Annotated in this window: 17 protein-coding genes and 1 pseudogene; 13 read left to right on the top strand and 5 right to left on the bottom strand. The window is 48.5% G+C overall.

What is annotated here, in order from left to right; all coding sequences use genetic code 11:
• The first annotated feature begins 16 nt into the window (after nucleotides 1–16).
• The 7 genes from AAH446_RS13825 to AAH446_RS13795 all read left to right on the top strand — a co-directional run bounded on the left by AAH446_RS13825 (nucleotide 17) and on the right by AAH446_RS13795 (nucleotide 4,607).
• On the top strand, nucleotides 17–274 hold the full coding sequence (locus AAH446_RS13825; RefSeq protein ID WP_342907268.1) for a helix-turn-helix transcriptional regulator: 258 nt from the start codon (nucleotides 17–19) through the stop codon (nucleotides 272–274).
• Nucleotides 271–519, top strand: coding sequence for a hypothetical protein (locus AAH446_RS13820; RefSeq protein ID WP_342907267.1), 249 nt, complete (start codon nucleotides 271–273; stop codon nucleotides 517–519). The genes AAH446_RS13825 and AAH446_RS13820 overlap by 4 nt, the downstream gene beginning before the upstream one ends.
• 13 nt (nucleotides 520–532) lie before the next feature.
• Nucleotides 533–1,060 carry a host cell division inhibitor Icd-like protein gene (locus AAH446_RS13815; protein ID WP_342907266.1) on the top strand — a complete coding sequence of 176 codons (528 nt, stop codon included), beginning with the start codon at nucleotides 533–535 and terminating at the stop codon, nucleotides 1,058–1,060.
• Complete coding sequence (locus AAH446_RS13810; protein WP_342907265.1) at nucleotides 1,057–1,323, top strand: hypothetical protein; 267 nt, start codon at nucleotides 1,057–1,059, stop codon at nucleotides 1,321–1,323. Before AAH446_RS13815 ends, AAH446_RS13810 begins: the two co-directional genes overlap by 4 nt.
• Nucleotides 1,313–1,660: a DUF5375 family protein gene (locus tag AAH446_RS13805; RefSeq protein ID WP_342907264.1), complete on the top strand. Its 348-nt coding sequence runs from the start codon at nucleotides 1,313–1,315 to the stop codon at nucleotides 1,658–1,660. The genes AAH446_RS13810 and AAH446_RS13805 overlap by 11 nt, the downstream gene beginning before the upstream one ends.
• Nucleotides 1,661–1,669: 9 nt before the next feature.
• Entirely contained in the window at nucleotides 1,670–3,988 is a 2,319-nt protein-coding gene (locus tag AAH446_RS13800) for a primase-helicase zinc-binding domain-containing protein (protein ID WP_342907263.1), read from the top strand.
• Between the two features lie 187 nt (nucleotides 3,989–4,175).
• Complete coding sequence (locus tag AAH446_RS13795; protein ID WP_342907262.1) at nucleotides 4,176–4,607, top strand: bifunctional diaminohydroxyphosphoribosylaminopyrimidine deaminase/5-amino-6-(5-phosphoribosylamino)uracil reductase RibD; 432 nt, start codon at nucleotides 4,176–4,178, stop codon at nucleotides 4,605–4,607.
• Between the two features lie 283 nt (nucleotides 4,608–4,890).
• On the opposite strand, the gene AAH446_RS13790 is transcribed toward AAH446_RS13795, so the two are convergent.
• Nucleotides 4,891–5,022, bottom strand: a complete 132-nt coding sequence (locus AAH446_RS13790) for a hypothetical protein (RefSeq protein ID WP_306211204.1) — start codon at nucleotides 5,020–5,022, stop codon at nucleotides 4,891–4,893.
• A gap of 205 nt (nucleotides 5,023–5,227) precedes the next feature.
• Between AAH446_RS13790 and AAH446_RS13785 the strand changes: the two genes are divergently transcribed.
• From AAH446_RS13785 to AAH446_RS13775, 3 genes and pseudogenes are all read left to right on the top strand, one after another.
• Nucleotides 5,228–6,820 (top strand): AAA family ATPase, encoded by a 1,593-nt coding sequence (locus tag AAH446_RS13785; protein ID WP_342907261.1) that lies wholly within the window; start codon nucleotides 5,228–5,230, stop codon nucleotides 6,818–6,820.
• Nucleotides 6,813–7,652 carry a hypothetical protein gene (locus tag AAH446_RS13780; RefSeq protein WP_342907260.1) on the top strand — a complete coding sequence of 280 codons (840 nt, stop codon included), beginning with the start codon at nucleotides 6,813–6,815 and terminating at the stop codon, nucleotides 7,650–7,652. Before AAH446_RS13785 ends, AAH446_RS13780 begins: the two co-directional genes overlap by 8 nt.
• Nucleotides 7,653–8,599: 947 nt before the next feature.
• Nucleotides 8,600–8,725 (top strand): annotated as a pseudogene (locus AAH446_RS13775) (integrase); the annotation flags it as partial.
• A gap of 119 nt (nucleotides 8,726–8,844) precedes the next feature.
• Here the strand turns inward: AAH446_RS13775 and AAH446_RS13770 are convergent.
• The 4 genes from AAH446_RS13770 to AAH446_RS13755 are packed head-to-tail and all read right to left on the bottom strand — an operon-like array spanning nucleotide 8,845 to nucleotide 15,252.
• The gene (locus AAH446_RS13770) at nucleotides 8,845–9,729 is read right to left on the bottom strand and encodes a DUF7281 domain-containing protein (RefSeq protein ID WP_342907259.1); all 885 of its coding nucleotides are present in this window, start codon (nucleotides 9,727–9,729) and stop codon (nucleotides 8,845–8,847) included.
• Complete coding sequence (locus AAH446_RS13765) at nucleotides 9,726–10,964, bottom strand: hypothetical protein (protein WP_342907258.1); 1,239 nt, start codon at nucleotides 10,962–10,964, stop codon at nucleotides 9,726–9,728. Before AAH446_RS13765 ends, AAH446_RS13770 begins: the two co-directional genes overlap by 4 nt.
• The gene (locus AAH446_RS13760) at nucleotides 10,964–11,587 is read right to left on the bottom strand and encodes a condensin complex protein MksE (protein ID WP_342907257.1); all 624 of its coding nucleotides are present in this window, start codon (nucleotides 11,585–11,587) and stop codon (nucleotides 10,964–10,966) included. Before AAH446_RS13760 ends, AAH446_RS13765 begins: the two co-directional genes overlap by 1 nt.
• Nucleotides 11,587–15,252, bottom strand: a complete 3,666-nt coding sequence (locus AAH446_RS13755; RefSeq protein ID WP_342907256.1) for an ATP-binding protein — start codon at nucleotides 15,250–15,252, stop codon at nucleotides 11,587–11,589. The genes AAH446_RS13760 and AAH446_RS13755 overlap by 1 nt, the downstream gene beginning before the upstream one ends.
• Nucleotides 15,253–15,877: 625 nt before the next feature.
• On the opposite strand from AAH446_RS13755, the gene AAH446_RS13750 reads away from it, so the two are divergent.
• The 3 genes from AAH446_RS13750 (at nucleotide 15,878) to AAH446_RS13740 (ending at nucleotide 18,968) form a co-directional block, all read left to right on the top strand.
• Entirely contained in the window at nucleotides 15,878–16,237 is a 360-nt protein-coding gene (locus AAH446_RS13750; protein ID WP_342907255.1) for a type II toxin-antitoxin system RelE/ParE family toxin, read from the top strand.
• On the top strand, nucleotides 16,221–16,544 hold the full coding sequence (locus AAH446_RS13745) for a helix-turn-helix domain-containing protein (protein WP_342907254.1): 324 nt from the start codon (nucleotides 16,221–16,223) through the stop codon (nucleotides 16,542–16,544). The genes AAH446_RS13750 and AAH446_RS13745 overlap by 17 nt, the downstream gene beginning before the upstream one ends.
• A 708-nt stretch (nucleotides 16,545–17,252) precedes the next feature.
• Nucleotides 17,253–18,968 carry a DUF4153 domain-containing protein gene (locus AAH446_RS13740; protein WP_342907253.1) on the top strand — a complete coding sequence of 572 codons (1,716 nt, stop codon included), beginning with the start codon at nucleotides 17,253–17,255 and terminating at the stop codon, nucleotides 18,966–18,968.
• The last annotated feature ends 63 nt before the right edge of the window (nucleotides 18,969–19,031 follow it).

The raw sequence follows: 19,031 nt of genomic DNA, 5'->3' as shown, positions 1-19,031 counted from the left end.
AAAATAAGGTAACACCATGCTTTCCACTGCTTCAGTTTCATCCCCGACAACGCCGTCCCTGAGCAACCTGCAATACCCCCGCGACCGTTTTATGCGCCTGCCGGAAGTTATCCATACCACCGGCCTTTCCCGCTCAACCCTTTACGACTTAATCAGCCGGGAACAGTTTCCGTCACAAATATCCCTCGGCGGCAAGAACGTCGCCTGGCTGGCATCGGAGATTGACGACTGGATGCAGGCCCGCATCGCGCAGCGTGCCGGAGGTGCGGCATGATTAAGCTGAACTTCGGCACTTGCAGTTACCCGCTGAGCCAGGAAGAGGCCGTGTATGTGGCCGAAAGCCTGCTTTCCGCTGCCGTTGGCAAATCTGCCACGCTGCCCGCGTTCAGCAGCAGTCGCCACGGTCATATTTCCGTGCTCACCGAAAAACCGAAGCCCGCAAAGGGAAGCAAGGGCGGGCAGAGCGAGAACTTCCGATCAAATCCACCGCAATCCGATCACGTCCTGACCGATTGCTGAGGAAAAAGCCCCGATGTTTAAAAAAAGGCTTTTTTCTGGCGAGCCGCCGGTATACAGTTTCCCCGCTGCCGCAAAATCGGCAGCCGGGCGTAGGAACCCGAGCTTAACCTTGGCGACACAGCACGCGCCACGCGTGTTTTTTTACGTCGTCGCCTCAGTGCGCCATTTTTTTGCGCAGCGGTTCTTATACCGTTGCGTCTGTAAAATAATGGTGGCTCAGGCGGGGCAGCCTCCGGGCTGGCCGGTTTCCAAGGTTGCCGGTATTCCTACCCCCGTCTGGGCTACCACCCCTGAGTGTAGGAACTCTGGTGGTAGCTTTTATAAGCTAACCCTGGAGTCTGCCACTATGGCCGCAACCCTCATTTCTGCACGCATGCAGTTCACCTTTTTATTTGCCGCCGTTCGCCGTGCCGATACCGCCGCCCGTCCCTGCATGCTGCGCACCACCGCCGAAACCGAAACGGCCGCCCGCCGCCTGCTGGCCCGTGATTACGTGCTTTCCTTTGCCGGTCGCCTGCCGCTGTGTGAGGTGGCCGCATGAATACCCTGTCAGCCCGTCATAACCAACACGCAAGCTATCCCATTCCCCACGCCGATTTTCTGCGCCTTCAGCACGCCCACAGCGTTGGCGTGACCGTGCTCGATATGCTCGAAATTATCGAATGCTCCGGCAACCGCCACAGCGGCCCGGATGGCGATGCGCTGGCGTCCGTAGTGGCACTGCTTACCGACCAGCTGGGTAAGGTGGTCAGCACCTGTGAATCTGTCATGCTCACCGATATGGAGGTCTCACGTGACAACTAACCATTCCTGTAATCAGTCCTGCCTGCCCGTTGAAGTGCGCACCGCCGTTTACCGCCGCGCCGTTGCCCAGGGCTACCTGAGCGCCTGTGAGCACTACGGCCTCAACGTTTCCGCCTCGCTTGACGAGGTGCAGATGACAATCGCGCTGGAGCTGGAAGGCTATTACGTCCGTAAGTACGGCCCGGAAAACGGTATGGACATGGCCTGCACCATGCTCAGCGAAATGGTACAGCCCGACGTGCTGGTCGCCGCGCCGCGCCTGACGCGCATGGGTGAAACCATGATGGATGAACTGCTGTGTGGCCGCCTGGCCGCGTCCAAAGCCACGCTGCATTAAGGAGGCCGCATGAAACATATCGTCACCGACACCGTAAGCGCCGCCGCCGGTCACTGGCCCCAGCTGCTGCCCGCGCTGGGCATCAGCATTAACACCGCCGGTCAGCACTCGCCGTGCCCCGTATGCGGCGGGAAAGACCGCTTCCGCTTTGATAATCAGGCCGGTCGCGGGACGTGGGTCTGCAACCAGTGCGGCGCTGGCGACGGGCTGGCGCTGGTTGAAAGGGCGCTGGACGTGAACACAAAGGAGGCGGCCTGCCGGGTGGCCGACCTGATTGGCACCCTGCCGGTAAAGCTGGTTCAGACTTCCACAGCGAAAACGAACGAAGAGAAGGCGCGTGCGCGCCTTAACGCAGCAAAAGAGGCTGCACGACTTGTCGCCGGGGCGAAAGCACAGGCCGGTAACGCCTACCTGACGGGCAAGGGGATGGCTGACGTATCCGCTCTGACGCTGACAACTTCAAAGCGCATCAGCGACACCTTCTACCAGCCCGGCGACCTGCTCGTACCGCTGACTGACTTCTCCGGCGACACGGTTAACACCCAGCTCATTAACGCTGACGGCACCAAGCGTACGCTGGCGGGCGGCCAGGTTAAAGATGCCTTCCACCGCCTGGGTGAGCCGCGCGACATGCTCTGGCTGACCGAAGGTTACGCCACCGGCCTGACCGTGCACCGGCTCACCGGGCAGGCGGTTTACGTCGCCCTGAGCGCCAACAACCTGCCCGCGCTGGCTGAACGCCTGCATGCCGAATATCCGGACGCGTTGATACTGATTGCCGCCGACAATGACGAGAACGGCACCGGCCAGCTGCGCGCCGAAGCATCCGCAAAGCGCTGCAACGGTAAACCGGCATTACCACCCGTCACCGGCGACTGGAACGACGTCTTTCAGGCGCAGGGCGAAGTCGCCACTCAGGCGATGCTGACCACCTTTACCCAGCCGAAAGCGCTCAGCCCGTTTGAGTCGGTGAGCGAGGCCGACCTTAAGGCCATGAGCGCCAGCCAGAAGGCCGAACTGCTGGCCGCGCATTACCTCAACACGCTGGCCGTGCCGGTCGTGGGTGAAGACCTGTGCCGCTACGAGGGCGGCGCGTGGCAGGTGCTGCCGTACCGCGTGCTCAGCCGGGAAATCGCCGCGCTGTTTCAGAAGGTGCGCGCGCCGTTCTCGGCAACCGGTATCGGCGGCATTGTGGACACGCTCAAGCTGATGGTGCCACAGATGGGCGCACCGGCCCGGCGGCTGATTGGTTTTCGTAACGGCGTGTTTGACACCGCAACCGGCACCTTTGGCCCGCACCGTAAGGAGCACTGGTTGCGCACCGTTAACAGCGTGGACTACACCACGCCTAAAGCGGGCGAAAATCTGGCGGATGATGCGCCTCATTTCTGGCAGTGGCTGACGCGGGCGGCCGGACGCAATGAGGCGAAGCAGGAGCGTATTCTCGCGGCGTTATTTATGGTGCTGGCGAACCGCTACGACTGGCAGCTGTTTCTTGAGGTGACCGGCCCCGGCGGCAGCGGTAAAAGCGTGATGGCCTCTATTGCCCGCCTGCTGGCCGGGGAGGACAACACCACGGCCGCGACCATCGACACGCTGGAATCATCAAGAGAACGTGCAGGCGTGGTTGGCTACTCGCTGATTATCCTGCCCGACCAGGAAAAATGGAGCGGCGACGGCGCGGGCATCAAGGCGATCACCGGCGGTGACGCCGTGGCGATTGACCCGAAGTACCGCGACGCCTATTCAACCCATATCCCGGCGGTAATACTGGCGGTGAACAATAACCCGATGCGCTTCAGCGACCGCAGCGGCGGCGTGTCCCGTCGGAGGGTAATTCTGCCGTTCCCGGACGTGATACCGGCAAACGAACGTGATCCAAAGCTGCTGGAAAAAATTGCCGGTGAGCTGGCGGTTATCGTGCGCCATCTGATGCAGCGCTTCACCCGTCCGGACGAAGCCCGCGAGCTGCTTCAGGCGCAGCAGTCGTCAGAGGAGGCGCTGGAAATCAAGCGCAGCGCCGACCCGCTGGTCGATTTCTGTGGCTACCTGACGCCGCTGAGCACGCCAACCGGGCTGTTTATCGGCAACGCCAATATCCGGCCCATGAACCCGCGTCGCTACCTCTATCACGCCTACCTGTCATTTATGGAGGCAAGAGGCCATCAGCACCCTATGAGCCTGACGGCCTTCGGCCAGGCCGTGCCGCAGACGCTGAAGGAGTACGAAGTTGAGCTGCTGAAGCGCAAGACGAAGAACGGCATCCAGACCAGCCTGGAGCTGAGCGAGGACTGCGAGGCTGACTGGCTACCGCGCTGTGATGCATAAGCTAGACGATTGGCACAAACCGGTTCCGGCCGGTTTGTGCCAGGAGCGGACATACATGACATCAATCCTTGTTAATCGACGTGGTGCGGCCATAGCCATTATTTAATTAATCTGAATTATGGACATTCATGCCTGATACCTTAAAAATCGTAAATCTATGACTTACATACTCAGGCAGAAAAAGTATATGAGCGAAAAGCTGGAATTCATGTTGTTGGCGCTTGAATCCTCCCGTCGGGCGTTACCAGTATGCAGACCAAATCCACCTGTTGGATGCGTGATTGTCCATAAAGGTAAAGTGGTTTCCAAAGGTTTCACTAAATCTCCGGGCCACTATCACGCCGAGATAGACGCTATTTCAAAACTAACCTTGCCAATTGGTGAATGTGAAATATTTGTCACCCTTGAACCCTGCTCCTTTCAAGGCAGAACCCCCTCCTGTGCTTTGACGCTCGCTGAGCTTAAGCCACAACATATCTATGTTGCTTTAGAAGATCCGCATCCTAGGAATAGAGGGGAAGGACTCAGCATTCTAAAAAATGCAGGTATTAACTATACGCTTGGTATCGGTAAAAAAGAGGTAGAGGATTTTCTCTTATCTTATTTGATAAGGTCATAGTAGGCCGCCTATACAATCCAAAACTGATCAGGGCAGGAAAATTTTGGTCAGCTCCTCGCTCTTAGCGGGCTCAGTAGCTGGTAAGGCTGGTCGCTGAGTGCCAACGGCGGACATTGTTCCTCGCAACATTATGTGTTAATCACTAGGGAGCAGGTCACAGTTGATAGAGGAATGCATATTTTATATATGCCGTTACAATAAATTCTCAACTTAACTAGAGTGAGCAATATAGATGGGCATGAAATTTACTGTGGGTGATTTGCGACATGAGCTGTCAGGGCTCTCAGATGAAACCGAGCTTAGCTTTGACGGAGGGCTTACCTTTGGCCGGCTTAAGCGATGGGGTGATGATCACTTTGTACTTCTGTTTGCTGAGCCACAGGCTGCCGTAAGCGAAGATTTCAAGAGAAAACATGATAATATCTTGGTGAGCTTCTGCAAGCTTGATACTTTCGACGAGCTTTGATCAGGACGAGCTTTCTGGCCTGTATAAGGTCAGAAAGCTATCCCGCGACTCCTAACAATCTAATTCATTAGTTTTAATCTATTTGATTAAATTTGTAAAGATGTAGCACTTTAAATAATGGCTTCGAAATACATCTCATTATAGCGGGGGAATTATGAAATTTAGAAAAGTAAAAAACACACCAGATAAGTCAGAAAAAAACACGATTTATCTAGTTAAAGACGGCTGGAATGACTGGTTTTACTGGGAAACTCTTTTTACTATGTTTTATAGTAATGATACGGGTGAATTATACAAAATTGGTAACACAAAAATAGCTAGCAAAGGTATGAAGGAGTTATCTGCACTTTCAGAGGATGAAAAGGGACAGCCTTTTTATACACCTGATTTACCTGAGGCATTCCCTTCATTAGATGAAAATTTTTTCTCTCTAGGGCAGAGCGAGAACTTTTATGAAACTCTCAATCAGATCTCAAGAAATATAAGAATTGAAATATTAAAGGGCATTAGGGATTGTGCTTATGATTTGGAAATTTATGAAAATTACAAATCTCACCCTGCCATGAAGGAGTCTCTTTTAAGGGACGTCAGTGAAAGAAATATTAAAGAATCTTTGCATGCAATAGCTTATGAAGAAGATCACAATAAGCCTTTCAACTTCTCATATCTTTTCCCAAACAGAGATGTCAATGAGAAGGAAATCAGATTAGAGTTTAGCGTCAATAATAAAGACATGCCACAGAGCAATATCCAGGCTGTAATTGGCAGAAACGGAGTAGGGAAAACCACCTTATTTTCAGGATTTATTAAAGGTGTAATAAAACTTAATACAGACAATGAAACCCCTGTTGGCTCACTTCAAGTAAAGGAAGGTATCGAGTGGGTAGATAACAGTACTTATTTTAACTCCCTCAACTTATGTTCATATAGCCCATTTGACAGATTTGGTCCTGTAGGATCGAATATACTACCCTCTGGCGTTAAATATCAGTATATAGGCTTGATGGTACTAGACCTGAGAGGGAATGATAAAGAACAAAAACTAAAACCGAAAAGTTCAGATGAACTGCATGCAGAGTTTTGCAGTAGTATGCAGGAATGTTTAGTAGGAGTACGAAGGAAAAGATGGGAGGAATGTCTAAATATTTTAGAGAATGACCCTCTTTTTTCTGAAGCAGGTGTTTCGAAACTCGCGCAATTCGAGGATAAAGACTATCCCAAGGACTGGAGAGAGATTGTAAAAACGTTTTTAAACAAGTTGAGCTCAGGTCATCTGGTTACGCTACTTAGTATCACTAAATTAGTTGAGGTAACAGAAGACAGATCCTTAACTCTCATTGACGAACCAGAGGCTCACCTGCACCCTCCATTGATTTCTGCTTATATCCGAGCTGTATCACATCTTATGAGTGAAAGAAACGGCGTAGCGATTGTCGCTACGCACTCTCCGGTAGTTCTTCAGGAGGTACGCTCTGACTGTGTATGGATATTAAACAGGACAGGTAAGTACGTCAGTGCCGACCGGCCGCAAATTGAGACGTTTGGGGAAAATGTCGGAACTCTGACACGTGAAGTATTCAGTCATGAAGTCGTGAATACTGGCTTTTATAAAATGATAGCGGATGCCAGTAAAACCTTTTCTACATTTGATGAAGTAAATAATTACTTTAGTAATAAGTTAGGTGCAGAAGCACGAGCCTTAGCCCGGTCCCTGATAAATAAGAAAAAAAGGGATAGCGATGATTAATATAAACAAACCAACAATTAATGATATAAACATACTTAGAAACTGTGCTATAGCTTACACTGATGCTTCATTAGCACAGGAATTGATGGGCGCAATTCCATATTTCATACAGATTTATCATGACTATGATCGTTTGATGACTGCCAGTACGGGCTATACGATCCCACGTTCGCAGGCAAATGGAAATCTAAACGCTGATTTCATGAAAACACTCTATACCAAACAACTTGTAGGAAAAACAGGCAGCTGCCGAGATGACTATGATAGAATTTTGGCTTCGGCACCAAGAAAAAAATGTCCTATGTGTTCGGAAAGTATAGTAACAGCCTTAGACCATCACGTACCTAAATCAACTTATTTTCTTTATTCTATTTTTCCAAAAAACCTCGTGCCTATCTGCTCCAGATGCAACGAAGCAAAAAAACATACAATGCCAAACCAACTGAATAAACAATTCATTCATCCTTATTATGATGACTTTTCACAAGAACAATGGTTTGAAGTTAGATTCACAAACTTGAACCCTATTGAGTTGACTTACGTATGTAAAGATAATCTTCACTTAGGAAACGGTGCAAACGAAAAACTTAAAAGCCATTTCAGTCGTTTAAAATTAGATGAGCTTTATTCTTCAAATGCCATAGTCAGATTAGAGGACATGAAAAATAACTTCCAGCCGCTTCTGGAAATAAATGATTGGGATTCGGTTTATGAGGAACTTATTGATCAACAAAGTATGGTTAGTCGTCGTCCTGACTCTTGGGAGTATGCATTATTTAGTAAGTTAATCAACGAAAGATGGTATATAGAAGGTGGATTTTCACATATTTAATATGATTATCCATTTATATCACTTTGATATACGATTAGAGTGAATAAAAAATAATCGCTTTAAGTGATTTAATTATTAAAATAACGCAATACTTCTAGCTAGCGTCATCTGACACCCGGTCAGGTGACCTGCTCCCCGTTGATTAACACGCAGCAGTGTTAGTAATGCGACTATTTGGCTGCGAGATCAACTGTGAACTTCCGCTGTTCGCTCATAGCAGCCTTTCACTTTAGACGATGAGCGATAAGTGAATTAGTAACGTCCAGCCATAATCTTCAGGCTGACTTCAATTGGCCAAGCCGTGAAGCCAGCCAATGGCTTCAGTGCGATAGATAACCATCTGAAAAAGCCAAACTGGCCAGACCGGATTTGTACGCCTGAAAGTGAACAGTGTTCACCCTCGGGTGAATAGTGATGAATAGTACAAACATAAGTGATCACCACTTAACTGCATGATAATAAATAATAAAATTGAAAGGTGAACAGGGTGAACACTTTTACTTAAAATCTTTTTTTTCTGAATTAATGCTAAAATTTTAGGGTCAGCAGCACCGGTAAGGGTCTACAGCACGGAACCAAACCGAGAGAAAAATTTCATCAAAAATTGATGAATGATTCTTGCGCGATTTCATAACTCTCTGTTTTTAAAGTGAGAGCCACAAATTATTGTGGGGGCACAAATGGGGGCACTCTTAGATTGTCATTATTAAAAAATCAATAAAACCATAAGCTTGTATGGTTGTTTGAGTCCGGCCTTCGCACCACTATGCAATAAAGTCGCTTAAAGGCGGCTTTTTTTATGCCTAAAATTCAGCATTCACCTACCTTTCTCGCTATATTAACTCTCTCAAGGTCAACCGACTTCAACGTACATCTATCAACACATGTTGGTACAGATGATGATATTCCTGGTCGATAATGCTTGTACCTACAGGGAGGAGATAAGCATGGCTCTGAGTGATGTGCAGATTCGTCCGGCAAAGCCTGAAGCAAAAGCCTACAAGCTTAAAGACAGCGAAGGTATGGTTTTACTGGTTTCCCCTGACGGCGCCAGGTTCTGCGACGGCAGATATTAGTAGGCTCACAAAAGGCTTTATCGTATTTACTGTAAACCCCGCCGCTATACTAAGTGGTACCTCAATGCTAGCACAGCGCAGCTGTAATACTTCAAGGCGCCTTGCAGTCTCAGCTATTAAACAGAATTACTTACAAATAGAGGAACTGCATGCAGCATATTTCCCATCATTTTCTGCTGTCTCATTGCCTGATGTTTTTTCAATACCAACAAATAGTCACGAAAATGGCTATGTATCTCACTGTTTAATAATTCAGGTAAGAATTTTAACTGTGCATCAGGAAACATTAATGGAGATGATTTTTCTATCACTATATCTGACGAGGGTAATAACATAAAGCTATAACCTTCCTTCATCGCAATACTTACTCCCTTGGGATCAAAATCGCCGAAATAGATCGCTGTCTTTCCGTTTTTTAACCAGCAACGCTTCAAGGCAGCAGCCCCCTTACTATATGTCCGATCGCCACGGTAAATAATCAGGGGGAAACGGAAACCGCATTGGGAATAATCAAAAAGCGCCAGATGGTAGAAGCAATCCTGATTCTCCACCACGATAAGAACATCAAACTTCGTCAACGTAATATTGCGCCAATCCGTATCGGCAACCTCAACAGTTATTCCCGACTCGTTGATTAAAGGTTGATTAATACGAATTAGCACCCGATACTGCTGTGGTCTTATGCCCGCCGTTTTAATCTCCTGATCGCTTAACTGCGCGCTCTCAATGCGATTTTTCTTACTGAGGTCATCACGAAAATTTGCCTGTTTGAGACGCTGCTGAGCTTCAGAAATATTATTCAGCAACGGCATTGTAAAGTTGAAATCAGGCAGCAACAAACTGTTAGATGGGATCAAATCGAGCTCAGTACACCAACGCAAAACCTGAATCACGATTTTACTATCGGTATTTTTCTTCTCGCAATTTTTCGCTTTCAGACGATGATCAAGTTTTTTCAGCCAGACGAGCGCGTTATACGATAAAGATTCTGCTTCGGTCATTTTACCCTCACGCCAATAGTCACATCCGATATAATACGGAGATCATTTACCGGGCTGGCCTGACGCTCATCACTGCGCAGCCAAAAACGCGGCTTATCTGCTAACGGCAATGATTGATATTCTGTAATAACCTGGTAAAGCCATATCTCACTGTCCCAGTTCAGATGATTTTCCGCCAGATAATGCAGTGCACTCACCGGCCCGGATTGCCCGGCAGCGAAAACATAAAAATCCTCAACGTCCATTTTAAGCGCAACCTGGCGAGCTGCGACCTCCTCATCAATGGGAGGTATTACTGAGCCCGCACTTTTTGGCACAGGCGGAGGCATAACTGATGCCCGGGGCAAAGCGAGCAACATCTCCGCCATCATCTTTCGATCCATGGGTCTGTCGAGCGAAATGGAGGCTTGCAGTGAAAGTGAAGTCGCAATATTGAATACATCCGGCACTTCCCGGCGTTCCGCATAGCTGGCGGGTTGATACTGTGGATGCTGACGCAAAAAAGCAGCCATATTCGCCACTAATAATGTGCGCGACTGCTGTTGGCGGAATTTAGCCATTAGATCCACCAGACGCTGCTGAACGGCCAGTAATGAACTATGGTGAAGACTTACACGCAACTGTAACTGACTCACTAATAATTTACGTAGTGAGCTATTATTTTCAGCAAACTCTATCAATTCATGGAAAACGATCAACTCCAGTCCATCCAGCAACCGACGAACCTGGTTTTGCGCCCGCGCATTTTCATTAATTTTTTCATTCAGACTGCTGACGAAACCGAAATCATTATTCAGACGGTGCCAGAGGCTGTCGATGGCCTCTTCAAACTGCCCGCTGAGATCGTGAACGAGCTCAGTCAACCTCTGCATTTGCCGTTCAGCGATACTGTAATCACCTTTATAATAAGCATCGCGCCAGGCCTGCACTTTATTGCGGACTTGTTCCAGCTTTTCTGCCACATCCGCGTTAATCTGCCGTCGGCTCTCATCAGCAACCATGCTGGCGATGAGTTCGCTCACCAGCGGCCGTAGCATCAGTGGCTGTTGTTCATCAGGACGCCATACAATACGCGCTGCAATCAACTTTTTTAATGTCTGGTCGCTAAAAGCCGTTTCATCAACAAACCCATCGAGATAACCCTTCATTAAGGCGTGATGATGTTTTCCCAACAGTGCCAACCGGTCAGCACCGTTTTTAAACAGGCTGGATATCGGAGAAATTTCCTGCGTCATCACAGAAGCTCCTGCTGAACCGGTGGTGTATCTCCAACTGGTAAGTGCTCTTCATCACGGATAAAGCGGATCACGTCAATCAAATAATCAACTTTCCCCGTGGCAATAAATATCTGCTGCTCGGCGTTAGGCTGTCTGACATAACCATGCTCTTTCAAACGCCGAAAAATTTGTTTGAGTTGAAGATCAATGGAATCACTTCGACAATTGAAAAAACGATCGCTGGAAAGCTGATTCAGACGCTGCTGCAGGCTCTGATTATCCTCTACACGCGTCATGAGTTCCGACAATCTGATATAGTCGCCAGCTGTCAGCGAACTCTCCCGCCCTGTCGTTTCTTGTATGAGTTGTAACCACTCAAGCAGAGGCAACAGAGAAGAGATGATGTCCTTAAACTGATTCATCAGCTGGCTGCGGGTATCACGATTCATCTCACAAAAGCCCGCATAATAGACGGTTTGCGTTTCATTACTGACAATTCTGTAGTTAAGAGGGCGCAAATAGCTATCCATCGCTTGCCGGGTACTGTCATCCTGTAAATGACGATAAGCATCCGGGTCGTTGATACGGCAAATAAATTCCCCTGTCAGTAGCCTTTTAATTAAAGGACCATACTCCAGCATTACATTGCCTCCTGTTCCATCTGCGCTAACCGGGCAGCTAGGCGGCTCACCTTCGGCTGGATTCTTTTCAGCCTGCGCTGAGTCGGCTCAAGCTGATCGGCATCAAGCAAATAACGGTGCTTAAACAGCATCAGCACATCAGACTCCGCATTCGGAAAAGCGCCGACAATCACAATATTATTATGGCTACAGGCAATAAATAATTTCTCAACGTTGTGGTAGGCCAGCGTGCCTATTTCATCAATAGGCCAGTGAATAACGGAGTCTGATTTGCCTCTTAATAAACGCGTGAACGCCAAAAGATACTTGCACAAGATCAGATAGGCCATACCGTGGCTTGAAGCTTCCAGTAGTTGGCGATCGTTTTTGATAACAATATCTTCCCCGCCTTCATTAAGGTGAAGTTCGAGATTTAATAATGATTCCATAGTGAAATGCTCATCTGCATGAAGCAGTTCAACCACATCCATAAGAGCATTCAAATAGCTTTCAGGAGGTAATTGCTGACCGGACGAGCGCCAGTCACTATAGTTTTTTTCAAAGCGCTTTAATGGTTTCCAGAATCGTAATTGGTCGATGGTTGATAAAATGCGAACTTCTGATTTATTAATACCTTGCAGTTGAAAATCGTCGGTAACCGCATCGCTCAAACGCCGACTTTGTTGAGAAATCCGGCGATTGATATCACTGAAAACATCAAAGAATTTTTTCAGATCGCCACCGATATTTTCACCCATCTCCAGCAATTGCTGCTGTTTATCTTTAAGAAGCTGTAATAGTTTCCCGAGTATTGGCAACTGTTGCCGGGTCTTTGAAGGATCGGGTAACTTATCTGTCTCAGAGTCCAGTAATTCAAGGAAAGTAGGGTCAGCATCCTGATTAAAGCGTGACTTAAACTCATTCAGTTTGCTCTCCAGCGTACGGCTCAAGCTGGCGTGTTGCTCCAGCATATCGCTGGTACGCGACATCCGTTCATTAATATCAGCGGCGGAATCAATATAAGTCGGAACAATTTCGGCCAGCGGCAGAGGCAATAAACGGTCCAATAATACCTTTAGCTGACTAACAAGCTCACCGGCCTGACGCATCAGCGTAGCATAGTGTTTTCTCTCATCATTAAGCCGATCTTTTTTATTCTGATACTCCGCTTTTAACTGACGTTCTAACTGCAACAGCTCACGCTTCTGCTGAGACAGTTCACCTTCCTGCTTCTGTTTCTCAGGCCGCAACTGCTCCCAGTCAAGTTTGATAAAACGCTGCCATTTAGTCAGCTCATCCCGACGCTCTTCAACCGCCTGAATATCTTTTTTTAGCGTTTCAATGCGCTCCCGCAGTATTTTGACTTCGTGGGTATCAATACCCTTCTTCGCTAGATCATCGTCCAGAGCCTGCTGGAATATTCTTATCTGATCTTCCATATCGGCACGTTTTTTATTTATCTGCCGGGACAGCTCTTCCACCTTATCATCAATTTGCTGCTGTTCACTTTGAAGGTCGACACTCCATTGCAGTGTTTGCGCATTATGTTCGTCCGTTAACGCCTGGAGATCCTGTCCTTTCTGTTGCGTTAATTCGGTATGTGCTTTTTCTAATGCGCTTAAGCGGGCGCATTTTTCCTGCCGACGTTCTTGCTCCAGCACCCCATGCTCTGCGATTAAACGAGTCCGGGCATCACGGGCATAGCTGACTTCCTGATTCTGCCGTTGATATTGTCTTTCACACTCGTCCGCTTGCGATTGCAGCTGCCTGACGTTCTGGTGGTGCTCCTGAAAGCTGGCTTCTGCCGTTTTCTTCGCTTCTTCAGCATGCGCTCTGATTTGCTCTGCCTTATCAAGACTGTCACGAATTGAAGCTTCATCCTGCGCAAAATCGGGCATATCCAGTACGCTTAATTCCAGTTGCAGACCGTACAGTGATTCCGACAGTTCCCTTAGATCAGGTTGCAAGTCCTTACGTTCAAGCAGGTTTTTATTCAGAACCTTGCCCAAATTCTGCTCCCATCCCTCGTAACGTGAACGCAAGAAGTGGCGCAATGTCCCCTGTTCAGGCTCCAACTGGCGCTGCAGTTGCAGCAATTGTTCCTCGGCCTGATGCAGGCAAGCGCGGACATCGCGCAGTTGTTTTTCTGCGCTATCTTGCTGTTTACGGGCCTCGGACAGTTTATTCTGCGCATTTTGTCGTCGATCGCCCAGCTGCAATGAACACTCCTGAGCTTGCTCAATGCGCAGCTCTGCAATCTGGCGCTCTTCTTGCTCTTCAGCGGTTAACTGGGAGTGTTTAAGCTCAATGCTAACAGCTGTTTGATCGCGAGAAATAATCTCCAGTCGTTCAGCGTAGTGGTTTTCCTGCTGCTTTTTTCGCTCTTCAAAGCGCTGCCGAAATATCTCTTTCTGGCGGTCAAATTTATCCCTGACTATCTCTTTTTCTCGCTGACAATCCTGAATTTTTTGCTGCGTCAGCCGTTCATGACGGTAAAAATTGTCCTTGAGTTTTGCTTTGTGCTGTTCAAATTCTCGGGAAAGTTCACCGACTTGATCCTGCATAAGCCGGTATTGCTCACTTTGCGCTAAAAGCGCCTCCCGCCATTGGGGTAATTCGTCCATGTATGTCTGCAAAAGGCGGATATCTTTACGTTCATAACGATCGTTCTCTTCCTGAACATGATCCAGCCATGCCTGAACCGTTTTTAATTCACTTTGCGTTTTACTTAATTGATCGTTCAGTTCACGACTCTGATGATTAAAGCAATCCTCTAAATGGATAAGCTCTTCCCGTCGCTGAATAAGTTGTTGTTCTGCATCCGCTTTTGTCTGCTTCTGAATTTGTTCATCCTTTTTTAACGGAGGGTGGAGCGCAGCTAACTGCGCCTCCGTATCATCCAGTTTCAGCCCCAGGTGCTGTAAGCGTTCAAACTCTTGCTGCAATTTATCGTAACGCAGCGACTGGCGCATTTTTTGGATCCATTCCCGCGCAAAGCCGCTTTTTACTTTGGTTTGAGGGAGAGTAACGCCATCATCGGCAAAAATCGCCGCTAGCATGGTTTTGAGTGTTTCCATTTTGCCTTCACCGGCGTGAACAGCACTTACTAATTTCTCAATATGTCTGAGCTTACAGTTACCACTCACCAGACTAAACGATGACGCCAAACGACGTAACCGTATCGTTTCCGTCGAATTACCGCGTAATGACGCTACATCATTCTGAATGATGCTACGGTACTCCGTAGTTGAACCTATTTTGGCTGAAACTGAGACGTCATCCCGGTTGCGCATCTGGGCAGACCATTCGTTATAACTAAGCCCTTTCGCGCCATCTTCCGTATAGCGGAGGAAAAAATCAGGATGATAAGACGTGCTAACAAAACGATATTCAACGCCTCCCTCATGTTTACCCGTCAAAACAACCAGGCAATTGTCACCTGTTTCTCGCTGGTATTCATAAATGATATAGCTGTTGCTACAGGGGAGATAAAACTCGTCGAACTTCTTTCGCGTTCTTGGTACGACTTTATTAGGCTGTTCGCCGTAGAAAACAGGAACAAGGCGCTGAAGCGTCGTTTTTCCAGAAGCATTTGTCCCACAAATATTGGTATGTTGATCCAGTTGAATTTCAACAACACCAGGCAGGTGAGTGTGTATAAGAATGATACGAAGCAGTTGTGACATGATACCTCCCTGAACATAAGACAACCTGTGAATAGTACACCCAAAACTCTTTTTGAAATTTGGGTTATTTCACAATCAGACCAAGATAGAGGCGAAATGACCTGCTTTTTCTTGATTAATACACAACGAACCAATATCCATTTCTCGCACTAAGCTGGCTATAAAAGTCATATACCTCTTATGCATTTGTTACATACATTCATTCGTCACATTGAGGACATCGCTTATCATCATGCCAGCAGATATCTCACCATTAGCAACGTCAATGCCATGTAGTCGTGTTTGCAGGTAGAAAGCGCTTTTCTGGAGGCGGTCTGGTTTATGATGAAGTTTGACCCTACCCGCTAATCCAGCGTTATCTTTCAGGTTCCGACGTCTGCCGAAGGCGTTAGTCTCAGACCAGACTCCATTCCCTCTGACTTTAGCTTGTAACCACCCGAAGGCGTTTCTCACAGGTCACTCGTATCATCCTGATACTGAAAACATTGGCTGGCTGTCCGTTGACTGCAAATATACATGGTTAAAATACGGCCAAGTTTTGGTGGCTTCACGCACTTTGCATCAGTGAGTAAAAGCATTAGTCTAGCACCGAGTGCTACACTTTAGGTTGCAGGATGTGGGCCTGATGCGCGTATTCAAAACTAAATGGTTCAGCAAGGCAGCAAAATCTCACGCCATTAAAGATAGTGAGTTATGCCGGGCTATAGAGGCGGTAGTGCAGGAGAAGGCTGACGATCTTGGCGGTGGTGTTTACAAGAAGCGCCTGAACCAGAATCACGACCGCGCCATTATCCTGGCGAAAGGCGGGGAACCCTGGTTTTACACGTTCCTGTATGCCAAACAGGATATGGCAAACATCGATCAACGTGAACTGGCTGCGTTTTGCGAGTTAGCAAAGCACTACGCTGCTCTTGCTGATGAAAAGATTACGGCATTGATTAAAGGTAAAGAACTGGTGGAGATTTACTATGACCGCAAAAAGTAAATTCAAGAGTCCTGCATTTGAGGTCATCCACAGTGCGGCTTCGGGATTATTTAACGTTGATGCTATCCCGCAGGAAACAATGCGCAACTTTGATAAAGCGTGCCTTAATAACGTGGATGGACTTCTACCCATTGAGATCAAGGCGCTGCGTGAGAAGCTAAACGTCAGCCAGCCTGTTTTTGCCAGCTACCTAAATACCAGCGTTTCAACGGTGCAGAAATGGGAAAGTGGTGTAAAACGTCCTGGCAGACTGGCGCTGAAACTGCTTACGGTGGTGCGGAAGCATGGATTGAAGGTGTTGGTTTGAGTTATCGGACTGGTTATTTGGGAGATATACATGGGTAATAGTCTCTCTACCGATGCAGAAGAAGTTCAATTGACTTTTTTAAGGGTTACAGACAGTCAATCTTTCTGAAAACCTTTAAATATTGACCGGCTGGTTTTATTGGAATAGTTACAGGGATAAAAGCTTGTTTAAAGGGGGCAATTCATGGACCATAAAACGGTTATTTATGAAAAAATATTATTCAATAAATTCACCCATAAGGATTATTTTTCCTTCAAAAAACCTGCAAATCATTAAACACCTTTACCACCCGGATTTAATGGCGGAAATAGTTTTCCCAGAAGCCATCACGCAATGGCAGAAGACTGTATCAAACTGAGATGTAACCCCGTCATATATCTTGTACCGTTTCCTATCCTGTTATTCGGGAATGATAAAGTCCGGGCTTTCAGCAGTATCACAGCTGCACCTGGTGCTGTTAATTATGCTACTGGCAGATGCCGGTCAGCGTAATTTACCCGCAGTACCGAACGGCGTCTGATGAGGCTGGCTGTACGCCTGCGAAAAATCCTCAAGATACGGGCCAGAGAGGAAAAGTCCAGGATGGAAACGAAAAAAAAGCGACAGCGCGAGATAATCACTCTTCTTGCAAACTTTCCGTTAAAAACGCTTTATCATGGCTAAGATTCACTCACTTATTTCCAGTCATTCCAACAGAAAGGAAGCGCGATGTTGCAAAAGGAAGTTTTCCCTCACCGTACTAAATGGGCCATCATTGCTATCGGGATGATAGCCGGGCTGCTCTGGGCTTTGCCGGATCTCTTTGACCTGCACGCTCGTTATGCACTCTATCTGCCAGCGCTCTCGCTGGCGATGGCCAGTATACTGGCGTTCACGCTTTATCGTCTCCGCGATGTTAAGCCCTGGCTTTGCGCTTTGCTGACATTGCCGTTTATTGCCTTGATGACGGGGTGGTACGTTTGGAATTTTCCCACCATGTCGCCGGGTGAGTTTAATTTTAAGAATATCTGCGCCGTGATGGTTATGCTCAGCCTGGTGATGCCAATGCTGGTCGCCTTCTGCAGTAAGCAGGAGCAGGGCCGGTCAACGTGGAGCAGGCTTGTCACTGAATCCCTGTGGCGCAACACCTTTACCCTTGCCGTCACTGGCGTGATGACCGGGCTGTTCTGGCTGATACTGATGCTGTGGAGCAAACTCTTCAGCATCATCGGCATTACGCTGTTTGAGCAGCTGTTTTTTGATAATGCTTTCTTTCCGCCGGTGGCGACCGGCGCGGTCATCGCGGCGGGCATAGTGTTTTGCCGGCGCCTGCCGGGCGCTGCCGGTCTGTATCGGCAGTTGATGACGCGGGCGGTTAACATACTGCTGCCTTTGCACGCGGTCGCCTTACTGCTGTTTCTGGTCTGTTTGCCATTTACCGGACTGGCAATCATCCCCAAAGCTTTTTCAGCCACGACGCTGTTGCTGATCATGACGCTGATGATGCTGACGTTCAGCGCCATCGCTGATGAAAGCGCACCTGGCGTATCTCGCGGGCAGCGTGTGATGAGGCGCGTGGTGCTGGTTGCGCAGGGCCTGACGCCGCTGCTGGCCGGGCTGGCTGTCTGGGCGCTGTGGTTGCGTATCGCTGACTATGGCTGGACAGTGGAGCGGGTTTACGCCGCTATGATTGCACTGATCGCGGTGACTGGCTCGCTGCTGCTGTTAGGGTTCCAGCGCCGCGCCTGGGTGCAAGGTGCCGCCAGCATGAACATGTTTATCCCCCTGATGCTGACTCTGACGGCCTTCAGCTGGTTTCTGCTGCACACGCCGGTGGCCGATCCATGGCGCATTACCGTGAAAAATCAACTGGCGCGCTTTGCAGAGGGCAGGGCAAAGGTGGACGAAGGGGATCTCTACTTATTCAGTAATGCTGGTCGCCGGGGAAAACGGGCGTTGCAGGAGATAAGCAGGCATCCGCAGTGGCTCAGCGATCCTGCCCGGCAAAAAGCCGTGCTGGTGCGGCTGCTGGCAGAGCGGGACACCAATAATGCTAACCCAACCATTAGCGACCTTCAGCGCAGCATCCCGCTACGGGCAGGCAGCGAAGCGCCGCCGGAAAGCTGGTGGCAGATGCAGACGCAATATATTGAGCAGGAGTCGGGCATCTGCCTGATGGATACCGGTTCCTGTCTGGTGTGGATGCAGGATATGAATAACGATGGCACGCCGGAAGTGCTGCTCTATAACCGCAATCAGCAGAGTATTACTCTCTATGCCCACCAGGCCACAGGCTGGAATCAGATTGGCAGCGTGACGCTGTCGGAAAGACTGGAGCAGGCTCTCCGGGATAAAATACCTGAAACTGTAGTTAAGCCGTGGCGCGATCTGGAAGTGAACGGGCAGCGGCTTCCGGTGCAATACTACGGCTTTGAAGGACAATAGCGTATTACCCGCTTTTGCAGCCGTACAGCATCAGGCCCGGCGGCAAAAGCGTTACGGCTGTCG

Source organism: Erwinia psychrophila (assembly GCF_039023475.1).
In the GTDB taxonomy this organism is placed as follows: domain Bacteria; phylum Pseudomonadota; class Gammaproteobacteria; order Enterobacterales; family Enterobacteriaceae; genus Erwinia.
The sequence above is the reverse complement of the archived record's forward strand: the minus strand, read 5'-3'. Positions and strand labels throughout refer to the sequence as shown.

Excerpts from the sequence above, each read along its gene's own strand:
- AAH446_RS13825 (WP_342907268.1), top strand. The coding sequence starts at position 17 with ATGCTTTCCACTGCTTCAGTTTCATCCCCGACAACGCCGTCCCTGAGC.
- AAH446_RS13820 (WP_342907267.1), top strand. The coding sequence starts at position 271 with ATGATTAAGCTGAACTTCGGCACTTGCAGTTACCCGCTGAGCCAGGAA.
- AAH446_RS13815 (WP_342907266.1), top strand. The coding sequence starts at position 533 with ATGTTTAAAAAAAGGCTTTTTTCTGGCGAGCCGCCGGTATACAGTTTC.
- AAH446_RS13810 (WP_342907265.1), top strand. The coding sequence starts at position 1,057 with ATGAATACCCTGTCAGCCCGTCATAACCAACACGCAAGCTATCCCATT.
- AAH446_RS13800 (WP_342907263.1), top strand. The coding sequence starts at position 1,670 with ATGAAACATATCGTCACCGACACCGTAAGCGCCGCCGCCGGTCACTGG.
- AAH446_RS13795 (WP_342907262.1), top strand. The coding sequence starts at position 4,176 with ATGAGCGAAAAGCTGGAATTCATGTTGTTGGCGCTTGAATCCTCCCGT.
- AAH446_RS13790 (WP_306211204.1), bottom strand. The coding sequence starts at position 5,022 with ATGTTTTCTCTTGAAATCTTCGCTTACGGCAGCCTGTGGCTCAGCAAA.
- AAH446_RS13785 (WP_342907261.1), top strand. The coding sequence starts at position 5,228 with ATGAAATTTAGAAAAGTAAAAAACACACCAGATAAGTCAGAAAAAAAC.
- AAH446_RS13780 (WP_342907260.1), top strand. The coding sequence starts at position 6,813 with ATGATTAATATAAACAAACCAACAATTAATGATATAAACATACTTAGA.
- AAH446_RS13770 (WP_342907259.1), bottom strand. The coding sequence starts at position 9,729 with ATGACCGAAGCAGAATCTTTATCGTATAACGCGCTCGTCTGGCTGAAA.
- AAH446_RS13765 (WP_342907258.1), bottom strand. The coding sequence starts at position 10,964 with ATGACGCAGGAAATTTCTCCGATATCCAGCCTGTTTAAAAACGGTGCT.
- AAH446_RS13760 (WP_342907257.1), bottom strand. The coding sequence starts at position 11,587 with ATGCTGGAGTATGGTCCTTTAATTAAAAGGCTACTGACAGGGGAATTT.
- AAH446_RS13755 (WP_342907256.1), bottom strand. The coding sequence starts at position 15,252 with ATGTCACAACTGCTTCGTATCATTCTTATACACACTCACCTGCCTGGT.
- AAH446_RS13750 (WP_342907255.1), top strand. The coding sequence starts at position 15,878 with ATGCGCGTATTCAAAACTAAATGGTTCAGCAAGGCAGCAAAATCTCAC.
- AAH446_RS13745 (WP_342907254.1), top strand. The coding sequence starts at position 16,221 with ATGACCGCAAAAAGTAAATTCAAGAGTCCTGCATTTGAGGTCATCCAC.
- AAH446_RS13740 (WP_342907253.1), top strand. The coding sequence starts at position 17,253 with ATGTTGCAAAAGGAAGTTTTCCCTCACCGTACTAAATGGGCCATCATT.